20 protein-coding genes, 1 tRNA gene and 1 pseudogene are annotated in these 20,738 nt (G+C 41.3%); 7 read left to right on the forward strand and 15 right to left on the reverse strand.

Features of this window, described 5'->3' with window-relative positions; all coding sequences use genetic code 11:
- Window positions 1-115: 115 nt before the first annotated feature.
- Window positions 116-395: pseudogene (locus BV375_RS15705) on the forward strand (fatty acid desaturase); the annotation flags it as partial.
- Between the two features lie 304 nt (window positions 396-699).
- The gene (locus BV375_RS15710) at window positions 700-1,821 is read left to right on the forward strand and encodes an acyl-CoA desaturase (protein WP_086762029.1); all 1,122 of its coding nucleotides are present in this window, start codon (window positions 700-702) and stop codon (window positions 1,819-1,821) included.
- Between the two features lie 424 nt (window positions 1,822-2,245).
- Here BV375_RS15710 and BV375_RS15715 read toward each other — a convergent pair whose 3' ends face one another.
- The 5 genes from BV375_RS15715 to psbZ form a co-directional block, all read right to left on the reverse strand.
- A complete protein-coding gene (locus BV375_RS15715) occupies window positions 2,246-3,511 on the reverse strand; it encodes a glutamate-5-semialdehyde dehydrogenase (RefSeq protein ID WP_086762031.1) in 1,266 nt (421 codons plus the stop codon).
- Window positions 3,512-3,514: 3 nt separating this feature from the next.
- Window positions 3,515-3,922, reverse strand: a complete 408-nt coding sequence (locus BV375_RS15720) for a hypothetical protein (protein ID WP_086687787.1) — start codon at window positions 3,920-3,922, stop codon at window positions 3,515-3,517.
- A gap of 762 nt (window positions 3,923-4,684) precedes the next feature.
- Window positions 4,685-4,756 (reverse strand) — tRNA-Gly (locus BV375_RS15725).
- A gap of 163 nt (window positions 4,757-4,919) precedes the next feature.
- The gene (ribH, locus tag BV375_RS15730) at window positions 4,920-5,498 is read right to left on the reverse strand and encodes a 6,7-dimethyl-8-ribityllumazine synthase (RefSeq protein ID WP_086762033.1); all 579 of its coding nucleotides are present in this window, start codon (window positions 5,496-5,498) and stop codon (window positions 4,920-4,922) included.
- A 173-nt stretch (window positions 5,499-5,671) separates the two neighbouring features.
- A complete protein-coding gene (gene psbZ, locus BV375_RS15735; protein WP_086762035.1) occupies window positions 5,672-5,860 on the reverse strand; it encodes a photosystem II reaction center protein PsbZ in 189 nt (62 codons plus the stop codon).
- A gap of 372 nt (window positions 5,861-6,232) precedes the next feature.
- On the opposite strand from psbZ, the gene BV375_RS15740 reads away from it, so the two are divergent.
- On the forward strand, window positions 6,233-9,019 hold the full coding sequence (locus BV375_RS15740) for a CBS domain-containing protein (protein ID WP_086762037.1): 2,787 nt from the start codon (window positions 6,233-6,235) through the stop codon (window positions 9,017-9,019).
- 154 nt (window positions 9,020-9,173) lie between these two features.
- On the opposite strand, the gene BV375_RS15745 is transcribed toward BV375_RS15740, so the two are convergent.
- From BV375_RS15745 to BV375_RS15755, 3 genes are all read right to left on the reverse strand, one after another.
- On the reverse strand, window positions 9,174-9,509 hold the full coding sequence (locus BV375_RS15745) for a XisI protein (RefSeq protein WP_086762039.1): 336 nt from the start codon (window positions 9,507-9,509) through the stop codon (window positions 9,174-9,176).
- A complete protein-coding gene (locus BV375_RS15750) occupies window positions 9,497-9,913 on the reverse strand; it encodes a XisH family protein (protein ID WP_086762041.1) in 417 nt (138 codons plus the stop codon). The genes BV375_RS15745 and BV375_RS15750 overlap by 13 nt, the downstream gene beginning before the upstream one ends.
- Before the next feature lie 193 nt (window positions 9,914-10,106).
- Window positions 10,107-11,303 (reverse strand): site-2 protease family protein, encoded by a 1,197-nt coding sequence (locus BV375_RS15755; RefSeq protein ID WP_086762043.1) that lies wholly within the window; start codon window positions 11,301-11,303, stop codon window positions 10,107-10,109.
- 737 nt (window positions 11,304-12,040) lie between these two features.
- Here BV375_RS15755 and BV375_RS15760 point away from each other — a divergent pair.
- The gene (locus tag BV375_RS15760; protein ID WP_086762045.1) at window positions 12,041-12,328 is read left to right on the forward strand and encodes a hypothetical protein; all 288 of its coding nucleotides are present in this window, start codon (window positions 12,041-12,043) and stop codon (window positions 12,326-12,328) included.
- Between the two features lie 189 nt (window positions 12,329-12,517).
- Here BV375_RS15760 and BV375_RS15765 read toward each other — a convergent pair whose 3' ends face one another.
- Window positions 12,518-12,727, reverse strand: a complete 210-nt coding sequence (locus BV375_RS15765) for a transposase (RefSeq protein WP_339376865.1) — start codon at window positions 12,725-12,727, stop codon at window positions 12,518-12,520.
- Window positions 12,728-12,944: 217 nt separating this feature from the next.
- On the opposite strand from BV375_RS15765, the gene BV375_RS38715 reads away from it, so the two are divergent.
- Complete coding sequence (locus tag BV375_RS38715; RefSeq protein ID WP_279432927.1) at window positions 12,945-13,079, forward strand: hypothetical protein; 135 nt, start codon at window positions 12,945-12,947, stop codon at window positions 13,077-13,079.
- Window positions 13,080-13,430: 351 nt separating this feature from the next.
- Here the strand turns inward: BV375_RS38715 and psaK are convergent, their stop codons facing one another.
- Window positions 13,431-13,685 carry a photosystem I reaction center subunit PsaK gene (psaK, locus tag BV375_RS15770; RefSeq protein ID WP_086762047.1) on the reverse strand — a complete coding sequence of 85 codons (255 nt, stop codon included), beginning with the start codon at window positions 13,683-13,685 and terminating at the stop codon, window positions 13,431-13,433.
- 128 nt (window positions 13,686-13,813) lie between these two features.
- Between psaK and BV375_RS15775 the strand changes: the two genes are divergently transcribed.
- A complete protein-coding gene (locus BV375_RS15775; RefSeq protein WP_086762049.1) occupies window positions 13,814-14,449 on the forward strand; it encodes a phosphoribosylanthranilate isomerase in 636 nt (211 codons plus the stop codon).
- Between the two features lie 309 nt (window positions 14,450-14,758).
- Here the strand turns inward: BV375_RS15775 and folE are convergent, their stop codons facing one another.
- The 5 genes from folE to BV375_RS15800 form a co-directional block, all read right to left on the reverse strand.
- On the reverse strand, window positions 14,759-15,466 hold the full coding sequence (gene folE, locus BV375_RS15780; protein ID WP_086762051.1) for a GTP cyclohydrolase I FolE: 708 nt from the start codon (window positions 15,464-15,466) through the stop codon (window positions 14,759-14,761).
- Between the two features lie 95 nt (window positions 15,467-15,561).
- On the reverse strand, window positions 15,562-16,287 hold the full coding sequence (locus BV375_RS15785) for an SDR family oxidoreductase (RefSeq protein ID WP_086762053.1): 726 nt from the start codon (window positions 16,285-16,287) through the stop codon (window positions 15,562-15,564).
- A gap of 385 nt (window positions 16,288-16,672) precedes the next feature.
- Entirely contained in the window at window positions 16,673-17,653 is a 981-nt protein-coding gene (locus tag BV375_RS15790; RefSeq protein WP_086762055.1) for an acetyl-CoA carboxylase carboxyltransferase subunit alpha, read from the reverse strand.
- Between the two features lie 109 nt (window positions 17,654-17,762).
- Window positions 17,763-18,782 carry a long-chain acyl-[acyl-carrier-protein] reductase gene (locus BV375_RS15795; RefSeq protein ID WP_086762057.1) on the reverse strand — a complete coding sequence of 340 codons (1,020 nt, stop codon included), beginning with the start codon at window positions 18,780-18,782 and terminating at the stop codon, window positions 17,763-17,765.
- A gap of 140 nt (window positions 18,783-18,922) precedes the next feature.
- On the reverse strand, window positions 18,923-19,618 hold the full coding sequence (locus BV375_RS15800) for an aldehyde oxygenase (deformylating) (RefSeq protein WP_086762059.1): 696 nt from the start codon (window positions 19,616-19,618) through the stop codon (window positions 18,923-18,925).
- A gap of 178 nt (window positions 19,619-19,796) precedes the next feature.
- Between BV375_RS15800 and BV375_RS15805 the strand changes: the two genes are divergently transcribed.
- The gene (locus tag BV375_RS15805; protein ID WP_086762061.1) at window positions 19,797-20,624 is read left to right on the forward strand and encodes a carbohydrate ABC transporter permease; all 828 of its coding nucleotides are present in this window, start codon (window positions 19,797-19,799) and stop codon (window positions 20,622-20,624) included.
- Window positions 20,625-20,738: the final 114 nt, after the last annotated feature.

A 20,738-nucleotide genomic window follows, 5' to 3' on the forward strand; every position in this document is an offset into this window, starting at 1 on the left:
CAGAGATGTCTCCAAAGCTGCCCATTGCAGAGGTAACATTTCCTTGTTTAAAACAAGGTTAGAATTTATATTTAATTGAATCCAGTGCCATTAAATAGTATCCCCGAAAATAGCAGGCGCTATTTCTAGCATTGACCGCAATTATGGTTTACTCAATCATATCCACCATAATATCGGTACTCATGTAGCTCACCATATCTACCTAAACATCCCTCACTACAATTTGCTAAAGGCAACTGAAGCAATTAAACCCGTTATGGGGGAGTTGTTTCATGAGACTCAAGAACCAATTTGGAAGTCATTATGGATGGCGTTCCTGTTTTAGCTGCCATTTTGTACATGATTCTAAAGGAAAATTTTGCTATACATCTAATAGTAAATTAGTTAAAGGTTGATCAATAAACAGCCTTTTATGAACTAAACCATAGGCGTAGCCCAAGAAATTTGAAGTTTACTTTTATTTATATCTCTCTACGCTTTTTTTACATTTTGGCTAACTAATGCTAACCTGCTTGTTGGCAAAGATATAAGTGTTCTATGAACGAGTACTAAGAATAACCAGTAAAAATAATTTTTACTATTCTCTCTTTCTAAGCACGACTTTCAAGCTAGATTCTAGGTTGTTAATTTTGGCAACACAACCTCAGGCTACGCAGTTTTTGTCAATAGATTCACATTTTATTTACCTGAGGAGTTTCTATGGCGCAACCACAGCTAACAAGAGTAACTTTTACTAAAAACTTCGGTTTTAGAAAAGAATTAAATAAACGAGTTGATGCTTATTTTAAGTCCGAAAACATGGCTACCAGAGATAACCCAGCAATGTACTTAAAAACATTGATTATTGCAGTATGGGTAATTTCTGCTTGGACATTTACTCTCTTCGGCCCACCGCAAATCTGGCTGAAAGTGATTAGCTGTGTTGTTCTAGGATTGGGTATCGCTGCCGTAGGATTTAGTATCGGACATGATGCTAATCATGGTGGTTACTCTAGTAAAAAATGGGTCAACAACGTCTTAGGTTCAACTTATGACGTAATCGGATTATCTAGTTATTTATGGCGATATCGGCATAATTTTTTACATCATACTTTTACCAATATTTTAGGTCATGATGTGGAAATACATGGTGATGGCTTAGTGCGGATGACTCCATATATGGAGCATAAATGGTATCACTCATTTCAACACATATTTATTTTCTCTATCTATACAGTCATACCAATTTATTGGTCTTTTGCTGATATTCATATCATTCTGTTTAAGCGTAAATATCATTCCCATGTGGTTCCTACACCCAAACCACTAGATATGCTTATCCTTTTTGGTGGTAAGATCATCTGGCTGGCACTTTTTATAGGAATACCAATTGCTATAGGATACAGTCCAATTCAAACGCTTGTAGGATTTCTCATCACTTATATGACCTATGGATTTTGGATTTGCATAGTTTTCATGCTGGCTCATGTGATGGACACAGCAGAGTTTATCCAACCAGATGGGGAACCAGAACAAATTGATGATGAGTGGGCAATTTTTCAAGTTAGAACCACTGTTGATTTCGCTCCAAAAAATCACTTCTTAAATTGGTATTTAGGTGGACTGAATTATCAAGTTGTGCATCATTTATTTCCTCATATCTGTCACATTCACTATCCAAAAATTGCTTCAATCTTGGCAGAGTTATGTGAGGAGTATGGGGTGAAGTATAATGTTTACCCAACCTTTACCGCAGCACTTGCTTCTAATTTTCGTTGGCTGAAATATTTAGGGAATAAGCCAAAAGAAGATTATACAGATGTAGCTTTAGTAAGAAACTAGCAGAATTTTAAATCTCTGAATATCTTTGTGGGGACACGGGAATACTGTGTCCCTATATTTATATCTGATTAAGTTGCTGATGAAGCGTAAGAAGTCGGTATGATTACCTCGTTCCACGACCAGATATGTGAGAATCCGTCAGAGACAAGTTCAGTAATCTGACTATCCGCATATTTGAGAACAGTAGTCATGCGCCTCACTTTGAACAGCCGGAGCTATTCGATAAAGAGTTGATCGACTGGCTTTGCAATAGCTAACCCTTTGTTCTATAGGAAACCCAACATCTTCTTCTGTTTAGGGTTTCAACTACTTCCTCAACAAGAGAAATCCGCGTCCATTTTTTATAAAACAAGGCTTAATTGTAGTTGCAATCCCTAACTAAAAAGTCTAGATTTTTCACTTGTGCCCCCTTGTCCGGGTTTCTCTAAAATCTTCCATTTCCTTGGACAATATGCTTGACCGTCGTCAGGGTTTCCAGGCTAATAAATCCGCGACGATGACCTTTTTGATTAGACATACCTAGGAATACTGCATCTCCGCGCGAGGGATTGCGGGAAAAACGGGGGGAAGCATTGATATAAGTAGAAGCGCTGTTGACTCCCAAGGCAAATTGTCGGCTTTCTTGGTAGGATTCAGTCACAATGCAGTCGGCATGACCGCTACTGTATTGATTAATCCAAGCGATCGCAGCCTCTAGGCTATCAACTAGTTTAAAAGCTACTGTCTTAGTTAAATAGGCACTTCCCCATTCTCCTTCCTTAGCCAGTTGCAATTGAGGAAAGGCTTCTACTAATTCGGCGTCGCCTTTGACTTCAAAACCTTTGTCCTTTAAGCTGTTCCATAAAACTGCCAAGGATGATGGTAAAGCTTGCCGATGAATTAGTACTTTTTCAATAGCGTTGACTGGATCTGGCTCGCTTTCATGGCTATCAATAATCATCCACCGCACCATCTCCAAACTGCTATTTAGCGACCAATAAAGGTAACAGTTGCCCATTGCTGATTTTAAAACTGGGCAAGTTGCTTGCCGCATTACCTGCTGTACCAAGGTGGAACGTCCGTAGGGAATGACTAAATTCAAGTATTGGTCTTGGATGACTAAATCCCGAATGGATGCGCCATGTTCTGTTGTAATCAGTTCTAAACAGCCCGATGGTAGACCTGCTTCGGCAATAGCAGTTTGTAGTACATTAGCGATCGCCTCGTTAGAGTGGCTGGCTTCTGTACTACCTTTAAGAATGATACTATTACCAGTTTTGATACATAAACCCGCTGCGATCGCTCCCAAATCAGGAAAAGCTTCATAAATAAATGCAATGACACCTAAGGGCATCAGCTGGGAATAACTTTGAGAATCATCTTGTTGATACTCAGCGTTTCTCACCCGCCGCAACGGATCTGATAATTCCCCCAAACGTTGGAGGATTTCTACTGTCGTTTCTAGCCTTGTGGGAGTTAATTTTAGCCAATCTAAAATCAACTCTGGCACAGCCATTTCCCGACTCGCTTCTAGATCTAAAGTGTTAGCCTCTAGAATGTCATCAAATGAGCGTTCTATTGCTCGTGCCATCGCCAATACAGCACGACTGCGGTCTACTCCCTTTGCGATCCCCAGCTTTAGGGAAGCTTGATAAGCGCGTTTAGCGCTATTAATAGGTTCGGGGCGATCGTCCAAAACTTCAACGGTCATTGGTTAACGTCTGTAGGTAAGCCAGACCATTAGTGCTGGCAAAATAGCCAGAAGTACCGCCACCATTGCCCAAGCAATAATGGTGGAACCATTTGCTAATCGCAGTGCTAATGGTAGCCATATAATCACTAGCACGAAAATAATGCCCAGCGCTATCGGCAGATAGCTTTCTCCTAGTCGAGGATGGACAACATGCCAACTATTTCCTACCCAGCGCCAAGCTCGCTTGTAGGGATAAGTGGTAGAGAGTTGCTCTAGGACATAAGCATCATTTTCCACCACAAAGATTTGTTGACAGCGATCGCAACCAAATGCATCCGTCAGCGTAATCGGAATTAACCGTCCCCGGCGACGACAGGGACAGGGGTATTCCGTATTGAAGTCAATTTTTTCAGGTTTTTGAGATTGCACAAGCGTTCTAATAACTTGAGCTTATTTTTTACAATATGTGGAAATAACATTCCCTAATCTATACCTTGGGTACTGGTTTTCTGAGATTCCAGATTTATACAGATGGGGAGGCAAAGCCAATACTGCTATGATGCCCAAGGATAGATGAGGCTAAATTAAGCTGTCGTAACTATCATCTTAAAGTTTGGATGTTTGACCAGAGGCTATCAGTCTGCGGTTCTTCCCTATATTGGGCAATTTTGTTTAAGGATTTTCTTCTCTTCATCTGTGGCTTAAAAGGTAATTTTAGTCGTGTTCTTAGACTTTTATGCTTTTTGAAAGCTGGCACAGTTTTCAGTTTACGTGGCGACATCTCATAAAACAACTGTTCTCTGAGGCTACGCCTAAAAGTAATCAGTACCAGCAAATCAATACTTAGCTATTCCCAGTGCCCCTGTTTGGATTGATCTTGGGTAACTCGTTATTACTCTCCTGTGTATTCATTATTGCTGATTTTTGAGTATAAATACTCAATTTTTCCTAATAAACCACAGATATTTTTTGAGAACAGGGAGCCTAAAAACATTAGTGAGTTTATCCAACTCTTGCCCTAGGTAGATTTTGGCTCACTTCATTGCTACAAAGCAATTTGCACCTAACAATATCGCGCCACCCTTCATCCAGTGTAGTACACTGTACAAAAAACGAATTGACTACACCTATGAAGATTAGCTTAAGCTAGTTTCATATATTAGCTAATTACAGTTTTTTATTCTTTTTCAAAGCGGGTAACGCGATTCGAACGCGCGACATTCACCTTGGCAAGGTGACGCTCTACCACTGAGCTATACCCGCAATCTTTAGACAAATACTAGACTCTCATATCTGTTCTGAGTTGTCAAGGCCTCAGTTGAGTTTTGAGTAACGAGTGCTGAGTCAACAAAGAAAGCACCGGAGTAAGGGAGAAAGAACCAATAAGTCTTACCTATTGACCTTTGACTCAGCACTCAGCACTCTTTTAGCTTAATTCTTCAGACTCAGGGGAAAAATTGCCTAAGCTAGCACTGGGAAAAGAAGCTGGCAGAGATTGACTATTACGAGCGTATGGCTCTACCAGATTAGAGCGCAATTGCCGCATGAGGCTTGCCATTTCTAGGGCATTCATGGCATAGTCCCAACCATGATTGCTTTTGATACCTGCCCGTTCTAAGGCTTGCTGCATAGTGTCTACTGTCAAGATGCCAAAAATCACCGGTACGCCAGTTTGAAAGCTAGCGGCGGCAATGCCCTTGGCAACTTCCGAAGAAACATAATCAAAATGAGGTGTTTGCCCTCGAATAACAGCGCCCAGGCAAATTATGGCATCATAGCGATGAGAAAGTGCTAGCTGACGGGCAACTACGGGCACTTCAAAGCTTCCAGGAACCCAAACGTAGTCCACCTGATTACCGTGGGGGTTGGGATCGACACCGTGGCGTTTCAAGCAATCTTGACATCCCTCTAGCAGCTTTACGGTAACAAGGTCATTAAATCGACCAATTACCAACGCAAACCGCAAGGGTTCTGTTTGGGTAAAAGTTCCCTCAAAAACTGCCATGACCGCCTCTTAACAAACTATACTTCAAGGCTAATATACATTTCTTCTGTAAAGATAGAAGAACAGAAGAACACAATCAGCTAAAAAGAACAAGGTAATCCTTATTAATTTTTAGCTTGGCTCTTCTGCTCTGAAAGTATCTATGCTATTTACCCGCGTTCGGAAGCGATCGCTTAAACTACAAAAAAGTTTAATAGCCCAACTAAAAATACCAAAGCAATCCAAACTCCAGAACCAAGCCAGAGTAACTTTTTCGATTCAACCCAATTTTGGGGCGTAGCATAAGCCACAGGAACGCCAATCACTAATACAAAAGACAGCAGAACGAGTGCCAACAAAGAGATTTGGAATATTATGGTCATTTTTGCTTCTCCCAAGACAGCGAAATACTAAAGATAGAATATCGTACAGGGCAACACTGACATTTTTCCACGCCACTTGCTCCACTTGGGGAGCCAGCCGCGTGCGGGGGTTCCCCCCCGTTGAGCGGACTGGCGTGAAACCCCAAGACCGCAGTGGCTCTTATTTGTTAAGCTAGCAGAAATTGCGTCACTATAGTCATTAATCCGAAGTCCAAATATTTACTCTTGGCTCTTGTTCAAATCTTTCAAATAAGGCACAGGGCAGAAGCAGCAGAGAAAAAGTTTTTGTTTTGCCTTTGTGCCTTACCAGTTTGGGTACACATCGCCTCTAGTGATTGTCTTACCTTGTGCCTTTGTTTTTGACTCTTGACTATGGACTTAATTCTTTGCCACACCACAGCTGATTTTGACGCACTTGGAGCAGCCGTAGGGCTGACGCGTTTACAACCAGGAAGTAAGATTGTACTGACTGGCGGTGCTCATCCACCTGTAAGAGATTTTTTGGCGCTGCATCGGGATGAGTATCCACTGATTGAACGACGTTCGGTGAATCCAGACCAAATTCGTTCTTTAACTGTGGTAGACGCTCAACAGCGCGATCGCTTGGGTAAGGCTGCTGAGTGGCTAGATTTACCTAATTTAAAAGAAATTATTGTTTATGACCATCACGTGGGGCAGGAACTAGACATTCTGGCCACACAAACCTATATTTCCCCTGTAGGAGCCACTACAACTTTAATGGTGGAGCAATTGCAAAAACAGCAAATCTCCTTGACACCATCTGAAGCGACTGTGATGGCTTTGGGTATCCACGTTGATACAGGCTCTCTCACCTACGAGCAAGCGACACCAAGAGATGCTTTAGCATTGGCTTGGTTGATGCAACAAGGAACCAGTTTGTCAGTGATATCTACTTACATTGACCCTGGTTTATCGCCTCAATTACAACAGATGTTAACCGAGGCATTGGATAAATTGGAATCTCTTTGCTGGCGTGGATATACGATTGCTTGGGTAACTTTAAAAACTGAGGGATTTGTGCCAGGGTTATCGAGTCTGGCTTCGCAACTAGTAGAGTTAACCGAAATAGATGCTTTATTGTTGGCAAATGAGTATCCCTTATCAGAAGATGATTCACGCTTAACTGTAATTGGGCGATCGCAAATTCCCAATACAAATCTCAACCAATTATTTCAACCTCTAGGTGGTGGGGGTCATTCACAAGCAGCATCGCTAAATTTACGCAAAGTAGATTCCCAAGCAATATTAAAACAGCTTTTAGATGAGTTTAAAGCTACTATTCCCCATCCGCTCACAGCGAGAGACTTGATGTCCTCCCCTGTCCGCACCATCCGTCCTGACACCACAATTGCGGAAGCACAGCGGATATTGTTACGTTATGGGCACTCTGGGTTATCCGTAGTCGATGCCGCTGGGCAACTTTTAGGTATTGTTTCCCGAAGAGATATTGATATTGCCCTACACCACGGGTTTAGTCATGCGCCAGTCAAAGGCTATATGACAACAAATATCAAGACTATTACACCCGAAACGACATTACCCCAAATTGAGGCGTTGATGGTGACCTATGATATTGGGCGCTTACCAGTCATAGACAACGGGCATTTAGTCGGAATTGTTACCCGCACTGATGTATTGCGGGAATTACATCAAAATAGTGCTGAGTTTCGAGTGCTGAGTTCTGAGTCTCAACTCTCCCTCCGCACTCATTACTCAGCAACACCAGTACTCTACGATAAGCCGCCCTCCAGGCGTCTACGCTCAAGTCGGGAGACCCGCCCACGTGACTGGCTCCTCAGCACTGAATTAAAAAATCGCCTGACTCCCCAATTATGGCAACTGCTCACTCAAGCATCACAAGAGGCCGAAAAAAGAGGTTGGCATTTGTATCTGGTAGGAGGTGCAGTGCGTGACTTGCTATTAGCTGAGAACGCAACCAAGACTTTAATGATTAAAGATATTGACCTGGTAGTTGATGGCTTTCATAAATCAGCAGATGTTGGTGCTGGGGTGGAACTAGCCAAGGCGTTGCAAAAAATGCACCCAGAGGCCCGCTTAGAAATCCACGGTGCTTTTCAAACTGCGGCTTTGTTATGGCACAAAGACCCAGAATTAGACTCTTTATGGGTAGATATTGCGACCGCTAGGACAGAATTCTATCCTTATCCCGCTGCGAACCCGGAGGTTGAGGCGAGTTCTATTCGTCAAGATTTATATCGTCGTGACTTTACCATTAATGCTATGGCGTTGCGGCTGACTTATCCTCGTGCTGGTGAATTACTTGATTTTTTTGGGGGGCTGCTGGATTTACAGGCAAAGCAAATTCGGGTTTTACACGCCAACAGCTTTATCGAAGACCCCACCCGCATTTATCGCGGCGTTCGTTTTGCTGTACGCTTCGGATTTGAGATTGAACCACAAACTGAAGATTATATTCGCTATGCCATCAATAGTGGCATTTACGATCGCACTGCCCAAGAAAATAGCAGAACCCCAGGTTTACAAACCCGCCTGAAAGCAGAATTGAAACATATTCTAGAAGCAGCCTACTGGAAACCTGCTTTACAGTTACTCGAGAGTTTGGGAGCATTGCAGTGTCTTCATCCCACTCTCAAGTTAGATGCGGAAATTTTACGGCAGCTACGTTTGCTAGAGCGATGTTTGCAACGATTTGACCGCCAACAAACCTTAATTCACTGGCAAATGCGGCTAGAAACTTTAATCGCTCACCTATTGCCAGAATATAGAGAGAAAGTAGCAAAAAATCTGCAAATGCAAGAGGAAAGTATTAGCAGGTTAAAAAACTTAGCTGAAGTAAAAGCTGAGGTAACGGCATCATTATCTACTTTTAAACTCCCCAGTCAGGTAGTAAATTTGCTGCGACAATATGACTTACCAACACTGATTTTAATCGCTTTGCAAAGTCCGCGATCGCACCGACGACAGATTTGGCATTATTTAAAAGTTTGGGCTAATGTTCAACCAATTTTCAATGGTAATGATCTAAAGAAACTAGGCTACAAACCCGGCCCGCAATATCGACAAATCCTGGATGAGCTACTAGCTGCCACCTTAGATGGCGTGATTACAAATAAAACTGAAGCACAAGAATTTTTAACCAAGCATTATCCTCAATAAATCTCCTCCTCTTCTTTGCGCCTTTGCGCCTCTGCGTGAGAAAAAAGATTTTCTATTCCCTTTATTAAGATTTATTTTTCTAATGAAAGCGTTGCTTGATTATGTTATTAAAAGCTCACGCTAAGGCGCAAAGACGCAAATAAAGGCCAAATAGTCACTCTACGGCATAAGCAGTAAACTGACGTTTAAAAGGCGAATAGAAACCAATCACAATATCTGAAGCAGGTACACCAAAATCAACCAACCTTTCCGCAATCAGATCTTCTGTACCGTTATATTGAATCCATATTTTCCCATTTAAAATATCAAAATGCATTATAGGGCCAAATACCCGCTTATCCCCATCCCAGCCCACATAAGCTAATTGATAGTGGTCGTTCTCACGATCAAAAATTAATTGCGGTTTAACAGCATCTTTATGAGAACTAATTTGTGCGTGTTCTGTCAAAATTTGTTGGATTATTTGGCGATAGCGTTCTATTTTATCCATTGCCGTATCTCCTCTTTTTTAGGGTCGTAAATTATCAATTTAATTTGATAACGTTGAAGTGAATTTTGAACAAAAGCAAGCTGAAAAAAATCTTGATAAGTTTCATTAGGAACAGCTAAATAAACTATTCTATCTGTCTCATATTCTTCTAATGCTTGGCGATAATTAAGATATTGCCCAAGTGCCGTATGAAATTCATTAATATCCGAACCTGTAATAAAGCTCTTAATTTCAACTGCTATCTTTTCAGCATCACGTTCGGCTGCAATAGTATTTTCTGCTGCTAAATCTATCTGGACTTTAATCACTTCGCTAATCCGAATTGTCAACGGATCATTGGTAATTATCCAGCCATCTTTAATCAAGGCATTTTTTACCTGTTGATGGAAAACATCTCTAGCCATTTTTAAAAGTTATTATAAAGCTCGCACAAAGACGAGCCAGTGCGTTAGACGGGTTTCCCAGCTTAATGCAACTGGCGTTGTAAAGACGCAAAGAAAATCAAACACTTACATTCTTCCCCGTGTCTGTGTCTTGAAAAGTTCAGATCGCCGGAAGCCGGCGCTCCGACTTTTCGCTGCGATTCTGCGTGAGCAATTAATTTGTAGTTGATTTGGCAATTGCTCCTAATTGCAAACCTGATGGATAGCTACCATCTTCTTTGATACGCTTAATTTCTGCATCGCCAATCCGCAAATTTAGCTGTTGTGCTATTGTCCTGACAATATCTCCGCGATCGATGACACCAGCTACAGCACCCGCGGGAGAAACTACGGTAATGCGAGGTAACTGCTCATTTTCCAGTTTGTTAATCACTTCAGCTAAAGAAATTGATTCTGCTACAGTAGGTATTTCTGTCAGGGGATGCACAATGCTTTGGAGAGTTTGAGTTTCCCATGCACTTCTTTCTACTAAGCGTAAATCATCAATGGAAACCATACCCCGATAACGTCCATCAGAAGCAGCAAAATAAACTTGTGGGGCATTAGTATCTAATAGATATGAATCGGCAAAGGAACGCAAAGTCTGGTCAGCATCGACTACGCGAAAGTCACGAGTCATAGCATCACTAGCTGTGACTTTCAGCAAAGTTTCTTGTAATGTCGTAACGCTGTCATAAGTGTTGGCGTTGCGAATCCCAAACCACCCCAACAATACAATCCACAAACCTAAAGCCAGTTCCCTAGTAAAAAAGTCTATGGCAAATCCTAGAGCGATCGCAGCATAACCTAAAATTTGCCCTGCCCTAGCTGCCAAGTGTACTGCTTGAAAGCGATCGCCTGTAACTTTCCATAGCGCTGCTTTTAACACTTGTCCCCCATCCAGAGGTAAGCCAGGAATTAAGTTAAACAGAGCCACAACTAAGTTAATTCTTGCTAAATCACCTACCATGATACTGACTGGGCTAGCCTCAGGTAAAACATAAGCCACGAGATGCAGTATAAAAAACAGAGCAATACTAACCAAGGGGCCAGCGATCGCTACTTGAAATGCTTTACCCGGAGTTTTGGATTCTTCTTCTATCGCAGCAATGCCGCCAAATAAAAATAGGGTAATCGAATTAACTTTAATTCCTTGCGATCGCGCTACCAAACTGTGACCTAATTCGTGTAACAACACCGAACCAAATAGCAGTAGTGCCATTACCATTCCTGCACTCCAAGCTAAGACACTTCCCCATTCTTGATAAGCTACCCCAAAGTTGAGGGTTGCCAATCCTAAAATCACGAACCACAAAGGGTCTAAAAATAGTGGAATTCCAAATAAAGACCCGATTCTCCAATTTGTTTGCATGACATTGTCCTAAAAGTAGATATTTACATTTCCAGATGATATAAATGATACAAGTATGTTTTTATACTGGAGATTCGCTTATGAGCAAGCCACAGAGCGCTCACCAAAAACTTATGTCTGAAATGAAGGCTTTACTAGACCTTGGTGACGATGCTCTCATTTCTAGAATAGACAATTAATCATATTTAATCATTTTGAGAAAATAAAATTCTTCTTCCCAAAGAATAGCAAATGAGTGTGAGGTTAAGAATCGCTTTCAACAAAGGTAAATCTATCTGAAGATACTGCTTTAGTAATATTGAAAAAAGTAATTCCTGATTTACTCAATCCTCAAACTTTAGCTATAAGGTAATACTTGGTACTCAGATCTACTGAATACCTTAAAGATGAAGGTGTTGAAACCCCATTTAAATAATAGAGATTACCTCTTTTGTTAATAGAACAGTTTTGCTGTGGTTGCAAATTTAACTAGCAACCAGAAAAACACGATTTTCAAAAAAGTCCTGAAGCATTCTTTAACCAATAAAAAAAGCTATGTTCATGCTTTTACAAGCATCAAAATTTAATTCGGTTTTTACTTAATTATGTGTTTGATTTTTACTACTATCTAACTTGATGAAAGCGAAATATACAAATTTTTCACAATTTGTAAAAGACTGAACTCTTATTCAACTAAGATTATGGTAGGGTGAATTTAACACTGGAGTTAGTAATACTATATTTCTGAGATAAACAGTATGCTTTTACCAGTTTTTTACATGGAAAGTATTGATAAAATAGACATTGTAAATCTTCCTCGCGGTGAAGTCCAAGTTCGTAAGATAGCAAAAAATATTTCCTTAATTCCGACTTTTTTCGTTTATGCAATATTTTTACCGCTACTGATGATTTTATATTACTGTCACGAACCAGGTAAAGAAATAGTTCAGGGTTTTATCTTTACTTTTATTATTAAACCAACTCGTTGGTTCTGTTATCAAATCGTTTATTTTATATGTGATTTTTTAAGAAAATTAAATAATTGAATGCTAATAAGCATCAGTAAGTAGAATACTTTTCCTTCCTGCTACCCTTCCTTGCCATATATATTAATCTTCATCTCACAAGTCAAAGGGCGTTAGTTTATTTACTAGCTGCTTGCAATACACATTGAGACAGATAGTATTGTTTGAGATGCCTAAGAGGGTGTTTGAAAAGTTTTAGGGAGTCAAAAATTAAGCCAGTTGCTTAACCATAATACGGATCATGGCAAGGTAGATAAAAGTCTCAGATGTTTCAGGCAATAACTCATAATCTCTGACCCAAAGCCGACATCCCATCAACCAAGCAAAAGTGCGCTCTACTACCCAACGTTTTTTAAGTAATACCAATTCCCGAAAATCCTGATACAAATAAATTTTTCGTAGGGGTTTAGCAATGCTCATACGTGTCAACTTAACGCGAAACCCTGTTACCGCAAGGAACTGAAGTTCCTTGCTAATAGCAAAAGTTATCTTTAGATGACTAAATATCCTCAAAATCTTGAGTCTACTTCAGTAGACTTGGACTATTAGCCTGAGAATTCATTCTTAGGCGGATGGCAAAACTAATACCAATTCCAGCAAAAAATGAGACAGATGCGTAGGTTGGGGAGCCACTCATGTGGGCGGGTTTCCCGACTTGAGTGAAGTGGCGTTTGAACTGAGTGAAACCCAACAATTAAAAGACTTTGGAATGTTGGGTTTCGTTCCTCAACCCAATCTACATCTACATCATATTTTTTGTGAAATGGTATAAGACAGAGGCTATTTTTAGCTTAAGTTGACACCAATGAGCATTTGGATAAGCATTTCAGATTTCCATCTGTCGCAATCATTTTTCAAATTGGTATTACTATTGCAGCTCTTTTGATACTTTGACTGTAATTACTATAAGGCAGGAAAATAAGCACTTAGTAAGTGCTTATTTTCCTGCCTGTAAAATGCGTTACTAAGAATATGCAAACCACAGCAAAATCTAAAGGATGCCGATAGTTATTTAATTTGAAAACGGCAGCAACGCATAGATTTAGCAAAGAAACAACCTGAAGATATTTTCAGGGTTTTGGATTCAAAGAGACTTGGATTTCCGAGCCTCTATTCATAAAAATTACAGCCGACCGATGTTAGTCAATCCTAAAACAATCCCAGTACCGATAATATGACCGAAAGCCATTGCAGCAATGAATGTGGGAATACTTACAGGAAGACCAGGCAACTTAGGACCCACATTCGGATATTCAATTCTGGTAGCTAGCAAAAGAACTACTATGCTACTGATGCCGATGATAAGTGCTACTGTGGGATTCCATGCAGGTGTTGCGGGAACAGATGCAGCTGCTGCTAGTAAAATTGATGAAATCAAGCTTGTGTCTCCTAAATAAGAAAATTATGTAAACCATCAAGATTATAAAATTTATTAGGAAAAAACCTGAAATTATTGCAAAAATATCTACCTTTATGTAGGTATTTATCCTAAATAACTCAATATCTATGCGAATTAAAATTTGTGGCATCACCCAACCACAGCAGTCTGTAGCGATCGCCTCTCTTGGTGCCACGGCACTAGGATTTATTTGTGTGCCTACTTCACCTCGCTATGTTAATATACTGCAAATTCAGGCAGCAGTAGCACCACTACCAGAAAAGATTGACAAAATCGGTGTGTTTGCCAACACTAGTATTACAGAAATCAAGCAAACAGTAGTTGAGTCTGGTTTAACTAGTGTGCAGTTACACGGTAATGAATCACCAGAATTTTGCTCTCAACTGCGCCAAGCTTTGCCAGAGATAGAAATTATTAAAGCCTTTAGGATTCGCAGCAGCGAACAACTTGAGCAGGTAGCTGAGTACACCAATTGTATAGATACTTTATTGCTGGATGCCTATCATCCCCAGCAACTGGGTGGTACAGGTCAAACTTTAGATTGGAGTACGCTACAAGCATTTAGCCCAAGTTGTCCTTGGTTTCTAGCTGGGGGATTAACACCAGATAATATTTTGGACGCTCTAAATATGCTACAACCCAGCGGCATTGATTTATCTAGTGGTGTGGAAAAAGCACCTGGGGATAAAGATTTAGATCAAGTTGCCAAGTTGTTTATAAAGCTAGCAACTATTCAAGAATAAATGTAAAAAAGGCGATTTATTTAGGTAACTATCAAATTAGCCAATTGTTTATGAGAAATTCAGGAAGGGGCAAAATGCGATCGCAGATTACAACCAAACTATTAGACTCGATCCAACTTTACTTTAAGTAAATTCAGTATACCGAGTGCTGAGTCCTGAGGAAAAAATTTTCAGGACTCAATACTTAGTACACCTCGTTATTTATGGGTGTGGCGAATACTGAGGGTTGATACAAGATTTGGTTCTATTTTACCCAAGCACCGACAAATAAAATTTTGACCCGTGATTACAGTAACGCGTACTCAGCGCTTAAAAGAATGCTGCTTGATGACGAATCAAATTAAAGAATTCTTCGCGGGTTTTTTGTTCTTCTTGGAACACACCAAGCATTGCGCTGGTAACAGTCCAAGAACCGGGTTTTTGCACACCCCGCATTACCATGCACATATGAGTAGCTTCCATGACTACGGCAACTCCCTGAGGTTCTAAGACAGCCTGAACCGCTTCTGCAATTTGGCGAGTGAGCCTTTCCTGTACTTGCAGACGACGGGAATACATCTCGACAATCCGGGCCAGCTTACTTAGTCCGACAACTTTTTGGTTGGGGATATATGCAACATGTGCTCTACCCATAAAAGGCAACATATGGTGTTCGCACAGGCTAAAGAAATTAATATCCCGGACTAAAACCATCTCGTTATGTCCTTCATCAAAGATAGCTCCATTAACGAGTTCTTCGAGAGATTGGTTGTAGCCACTAGTCAGAAACCTCATTGCTTCTGCTACTCGCTTGGGTGTTTTCAAAAGACCTTCACGTTCCGGGTCTTCTCCCACACCCAATAGGATTTGCCGCACAGCTTCCGTCATTTGCTCCATCTCTTCTTCTTGAGGAGGGTGCAACTTTGGTTCATGTCCGTCGTGAGTATTGCGATCGGGTCTAGGACTGATGGCATCTGTCAAATCGGGAATTAGAGGCGATTGAGAGCGATTAGAACCGTTAGAACTTGCGATAGTCATATTAAGTCTTAGTAAGGATGAGTCATTAGTAATTTGTTACTTGTCATAAGTCATCTGTTATTAGCAAAAACAGATGACACACAACAAAGGACTGATTAGAGAACGCCAGCGCTGGGCATAAGAATCAATTCATCAATGACCGCTTGTGGTGGCAATAAGGCTGTGTGTAGAATTGACTGAGCAACAATTTCCGGCGTTAACATCTTTGAACGGTCAAAGTTGGCATGGACTGTTTCTGTATCCCAAAGTTCGGTATTAACGGCACCAGGACAAATCGCTGTGACGCGAATGCCGTGGACGCGTTCTTCTTGTGCTAAGGCTTGAGAAAGAGCAATCACACCAGCTTTACTGACGCTGTATGCACCCCAATTAGAAAAAGCTTGCTTCCCGGCAATCGAGGCGACGTTGATAATTGTGCCTCTGCCGCGATCGCGCATTCCTGGCAAAATCCCCATAATGCACTGGAAGACGCTGGTTAGATTTAAGTTAATCACTTGCTGCCAATCTTCTAAGGGAGTTTCGCTTAAGGTGGCTGTATACGCTATCCCAGCATTATTTACCAGAATATCTATATCGCCAAATTCATCAGCGATCGCTTGTATTTGTGCTTTTACTTGCCAAACATCAGCTAAATCGACAGCATAACTTTTTGCTTCAACTCCTGTATGCCTTGCTGCTACTGCAACTGCCTCCAACTTTTCCAGGGAACGGCTAACTAAGGCGATATCTATTCCCGCCTTCGCAAATGCTAAAGCAGTTGCTTTTCCAATTCCACTACTTGCCCCAGTAATTAAGGCGCGTCGTTTCGGCTCAACGCTCATGCTATCTCCAGATTTGTTGGCGGTTATGCAAGCTTTTACCCCATTATTGAAATCTATCGGTTTGCTATAGATTAAACGAATCTAAAAAATAGATTAAATAAATCTAAAAAATCCGATGATTGCCACTGGCAACTGTTAAATTACAATGCCAGGATGGGTTTGTTTTTGGTTAAGTCTTTGCCCAGGGATGACAACTATAGTGTCCGTCTGGGAAATTTCATAGGGACACTCAAAATTAATGATCAAATATTAGACTAACCAATTATCTAGTTGACTTGGTATGTCTAAAATTAAAACGCCTATGACTGAGAAGATTGTTAAAAATCTTTAAGCGTCATAGGCAATTATAGCATTGCTGTTATGCTAATCAAGCATCTCAAGGTTTTTAGTGGGCAACTTCAGTAAAAACGCCAATTTTACGGAATTTTTCATAGCGCAGTTGGCGGCGTTCGGAAGCGGTTAAACGATTGAGTGCGTCTAAATTCTCCAATAAAGCTTGTTTTAGGGTATTAGCGGCTTCTATGGGGTCGGAATGAGCGCCGCCGATAGGTTCGGGCAATATCTGGTCGATAATACCCAAATTTTTCAGGTCGTGGGAAATAATTTTGAGAGCCACAGCTGCTTGTGGAGCCTTAGCGGCATCTTTCCACAAAATGGCAGCGCAGGCTTCGGGGGTGGCTACAGTATAGACAGAGTGTTCAAACATCATCAGGCGATCGCCTACCCCAATCCCGAGTGCACCACCAGAACCGCCCTCACCAATGACTGTACAAATAATGGGTACATCAAAGCAGAACATTTCGCGCAAATTGTAAGCGATCGCTTCTCCTTGGCCTTGATGCTCTGCTTCTACCCCAGACCAAGCCCCTGGCGTGTCAATAAAAGTTAAAATCGGCATGGAAAACTTGTTAGCGTGTTCCATCAACCGCAGTGCTTTGCGATAGCCGCCAGGATAGGGCATACCAAAGTTACGGGCAATATTATCCTTAGTATCCCGTCCTTTTTGATGACCCAACATTACTACAGGCTGCCCACCCAAACGACCGACACCACCCACTAAAGCCGGATCGTCACCACCACAGCGATCGCCATGTAATTCCATCCATTCATCACTAATAGCCTGAATGTAATCTAGAGTACTAGGGCGGCGGGGATGACGAGCCACTTGCAGTCTCTGAGATGGAGATAGACTAGTAAAAATTTCCTCACGCAGTTGCATAGCGCGTGCTTCTAATTGGCGTATTTGACCAGATACATCGACGCCATTTTCTTCTGCAAGTTGCCGAATTTGGTCAATTCGCGTGGCGAGTTCTGCTAGCGGCTTTTCAAAATCTAACAGTAGCGGTTTACGCTCGGTAGTTGCCATCGTACAAGTTATGAGTGTGAGTTGTTCAGGGTTAGAATCTAGGGAATGGCGAGTAGAACCTAATTAGTCATCAGTAATTAGCTAATAACTAATGACCAATGACCAATGACTAAACCAGCAGTGGTCTAAATCCATGCTTAACTGAAACCTGACCAATCTGCTCCATTTTGTCTACGGTAATCTGATTACGCCCCCAAGAAAAGTTCGTGTATAACTTCTCAAATTCCAAGAGCATTGATTCCGCAAAACAAGCAAATAACTGACGTGCTGGCACCTCCATATTGACTATTTTCATAATTTTCCAGTCAATATCTAGAGAATGCTCAACAATTCCACCATTTAACACATATACACCAGGATACTGAATTTTTGTCCCTAAGTTTTTAGGATAGCCTCCATCAATCAGCAAGCAAGGTTGCTTCAACACAGTGGGGTCGATTTCCACACCTTTGGGCATACTAGCAACCCAAACGACAATATCCGCTTGCGGTAGGGCTTCATCCAAAGACATAATTTTGCCTCGCCCCAATTCAGCTTGTAAATATTGCAGCCGTTCTTGGTTACGGGCTATGAGTAATAGTTCTTTGACATCTGTTTTCGCATCTAGCCAGCGCGTAACTGCACTACCAATGTCCCCCGTTGCGCCACACACAGCCACGGTTGCTTTCGACAAATCAATTCCTAATTGTTTCGATGCTTGTTCCACTTGCCGACAAATAATGTAAGCAGTGTGAGTATTACCTGTAGTGAAGCGTTCAAACTCTAATTTGATATTACGAACTTGGCTAAACTGCTCTAAGCTAAAGTTTTCAAAAATAATTGAAGAAAATCCGCCTAAAGCTGTGATATTGATGCCATGCTTTTGAGCATGGGCCATGGCGTTCAGAATTTTACGTGTCGCCGCCTTAATTCGGCGGTTTGCTAGCATCTCTGGCAAAAAGCAGGATTCTACATACTGTCCTTCAATTTTCTGTCCAGTGACACTAGTGACAGTGATGTTATCAACGATTTGGGGCGGGGCGCTGCACCAAAAATCTAACCCTTGATCGGCATATTCTGGGTATCCCAAGTCTTTAGCTACGGCTTGAGCGTGTTCTAAACTAGTCAAATGTCCAATTAGACCAAACATGTATTGATATATTAAGCGCGTGCTGCGTCGAAAGCGTGGAATTTAGGTGGGTTAAGAGAGAATAACTTACTCTTAAAAATACTACACAAAGCGTAATATACATCAGGGGCAACACGAGCAGTCACCCCTATGGGTTATATTTAAGCGGCTGTAAGCCCGTAGGCTGATAAGCGCATGATGTCGCGAGTGCTGAAGCCGATGTTACTTAATGCTTCACCATACTGAATCATGAAATCTTCAACCAACGCATCTTTTTCCATTGCCAAAACTTGAGCATCATCTGCAACTTGGTTGAGCATTTTCCAAACAATGGGAAGGTTGTGACGATTTGCTTCTTCTAGTTCAGTTTTGGCTTCGACAAAGTTTTCTTTTAACCAAACTTCTCCAAAGTTGAGATGGCTGTATTCATCTTTGACTACTCCCTCAGTAATTTTGCGGGCAAAATCATCAGCAACAGGGATGTAGATGTTGTATGCTGCTATGGCAAAACATTCAATAATCAAAGACTGAATCAGCAAGCAAGTAACCACTTTACCTTCTGCCGCTGCTTTTTGGAAGTTGCTGTGTAGCCCCAGGAAAAAATCTTTGGCAAATTGCAGATCTGGCACTACCTGTAAATTGCGTCCACAAGCTTCAAATCCCTTCTTATGGCGACTTTCCATTTTAGATAGGCGAATCAATTGCTCTTGATGTTCCGGCAGCATTTGGGCCAGTTGGATGTAATTATCATAAGCTTCTTGTTCACCTTCAATTACAATCGCATTAATGCGGCTGTAGGCGTCTTTGTATTTTTCGCTCTGGAAATCAATTTCAGGTTGCTCTGTAATCTGCTGCATGTTATCTTTACCCCTGTAAACGTGAATCATTTGATACCAAAAATAAATTTACCCTATGAGTTTAGGGTAACAATCACTGTGATTTAATTTAACTTAACAAGCCACTATGTTTATAGATTAGCTGTTGCTGGGGGCGATGCTCTAGTACTACAAACACAAATGCTTGAAAGCAAAACTCATGTCCAAACCACAATGGAATCTGAAATATACCGATTTTTTAAGCCTAGGAGTATTGCTAATAGGCGCTTTTATCGTTTTGCTACCCTTGTTTGTGGTTTTCCTCACCTCTTTTGCGCCTGGAGGAGCAACGCCGGAAGTTTTACCTAAAAATAATTGGACTTTAGCTAATTATCAGGATGCATGGCAGCGGGGTAAGTTTTTATTGGCGTTTGCTAATTCTACCTTAGTAGCGATCGCAGTGACCGCGTTTCAGATTGTGACTTCGGCATTGGCAGGTTATGCTCTCGCAAGATTAAAATTTCGCGGCAGACAAGCACTGCTATTGATTGTCTTAGCAACTTTAGTGATACCCTTTCAGTTATTGGTGATTCCCATCTTTTTGGTTTTGAAGTGGGGACATTTGATCAATACCTATGGGGCATTGATTCTACCAACGGCTGTCAACGGCTTTGGCATTTTTTTGTTACGTCAATATTTCCAGACAATTCCCGTAGAGTTAGAGGAAGCCGCAACCATCGACGGGGCGAACCGACTGCAAATTTTGTGGCGAGTGATGTTACCTTTAGCCCGTCCAGCTTTGGTGACATTGTTTTTGTTCACCTTTATCGCCGAATGGAACGATTTGTTTAAACCGTTGGTATTTACCACACGCCCCGAATTAAGAACAGTGCAGTTAGCGTTAGCAGAGTTTCAGGAGCAATTTACCAATAATTGGCCGTTGATGATGGCAGCGGTAACAATTGCAACTGTGCCTGTGATGGTACTCTTCCTCATCGGTCAGCGTCAGTTTATTCAGGGTATTGCCACTACGGGGATTAAGAATTAGTCAAGGGTTAAGAGTCAACAGTCAAGGGGGTAATCTTTAAACCTAAGATCGGTTCATGAATCTAGAATTTGAGTGGGATAACCAAAAAGATAGTCTGAATCTGCAAAAGCACGG

Source organism: Nostoc sp. 106C, assembly GCF_002154725.1.
Lineage (GTDB): Bacteria > Cyanobacteriota > Cyanobacteriia > Cyanobacteriales > Nostocaceae > Aulosira.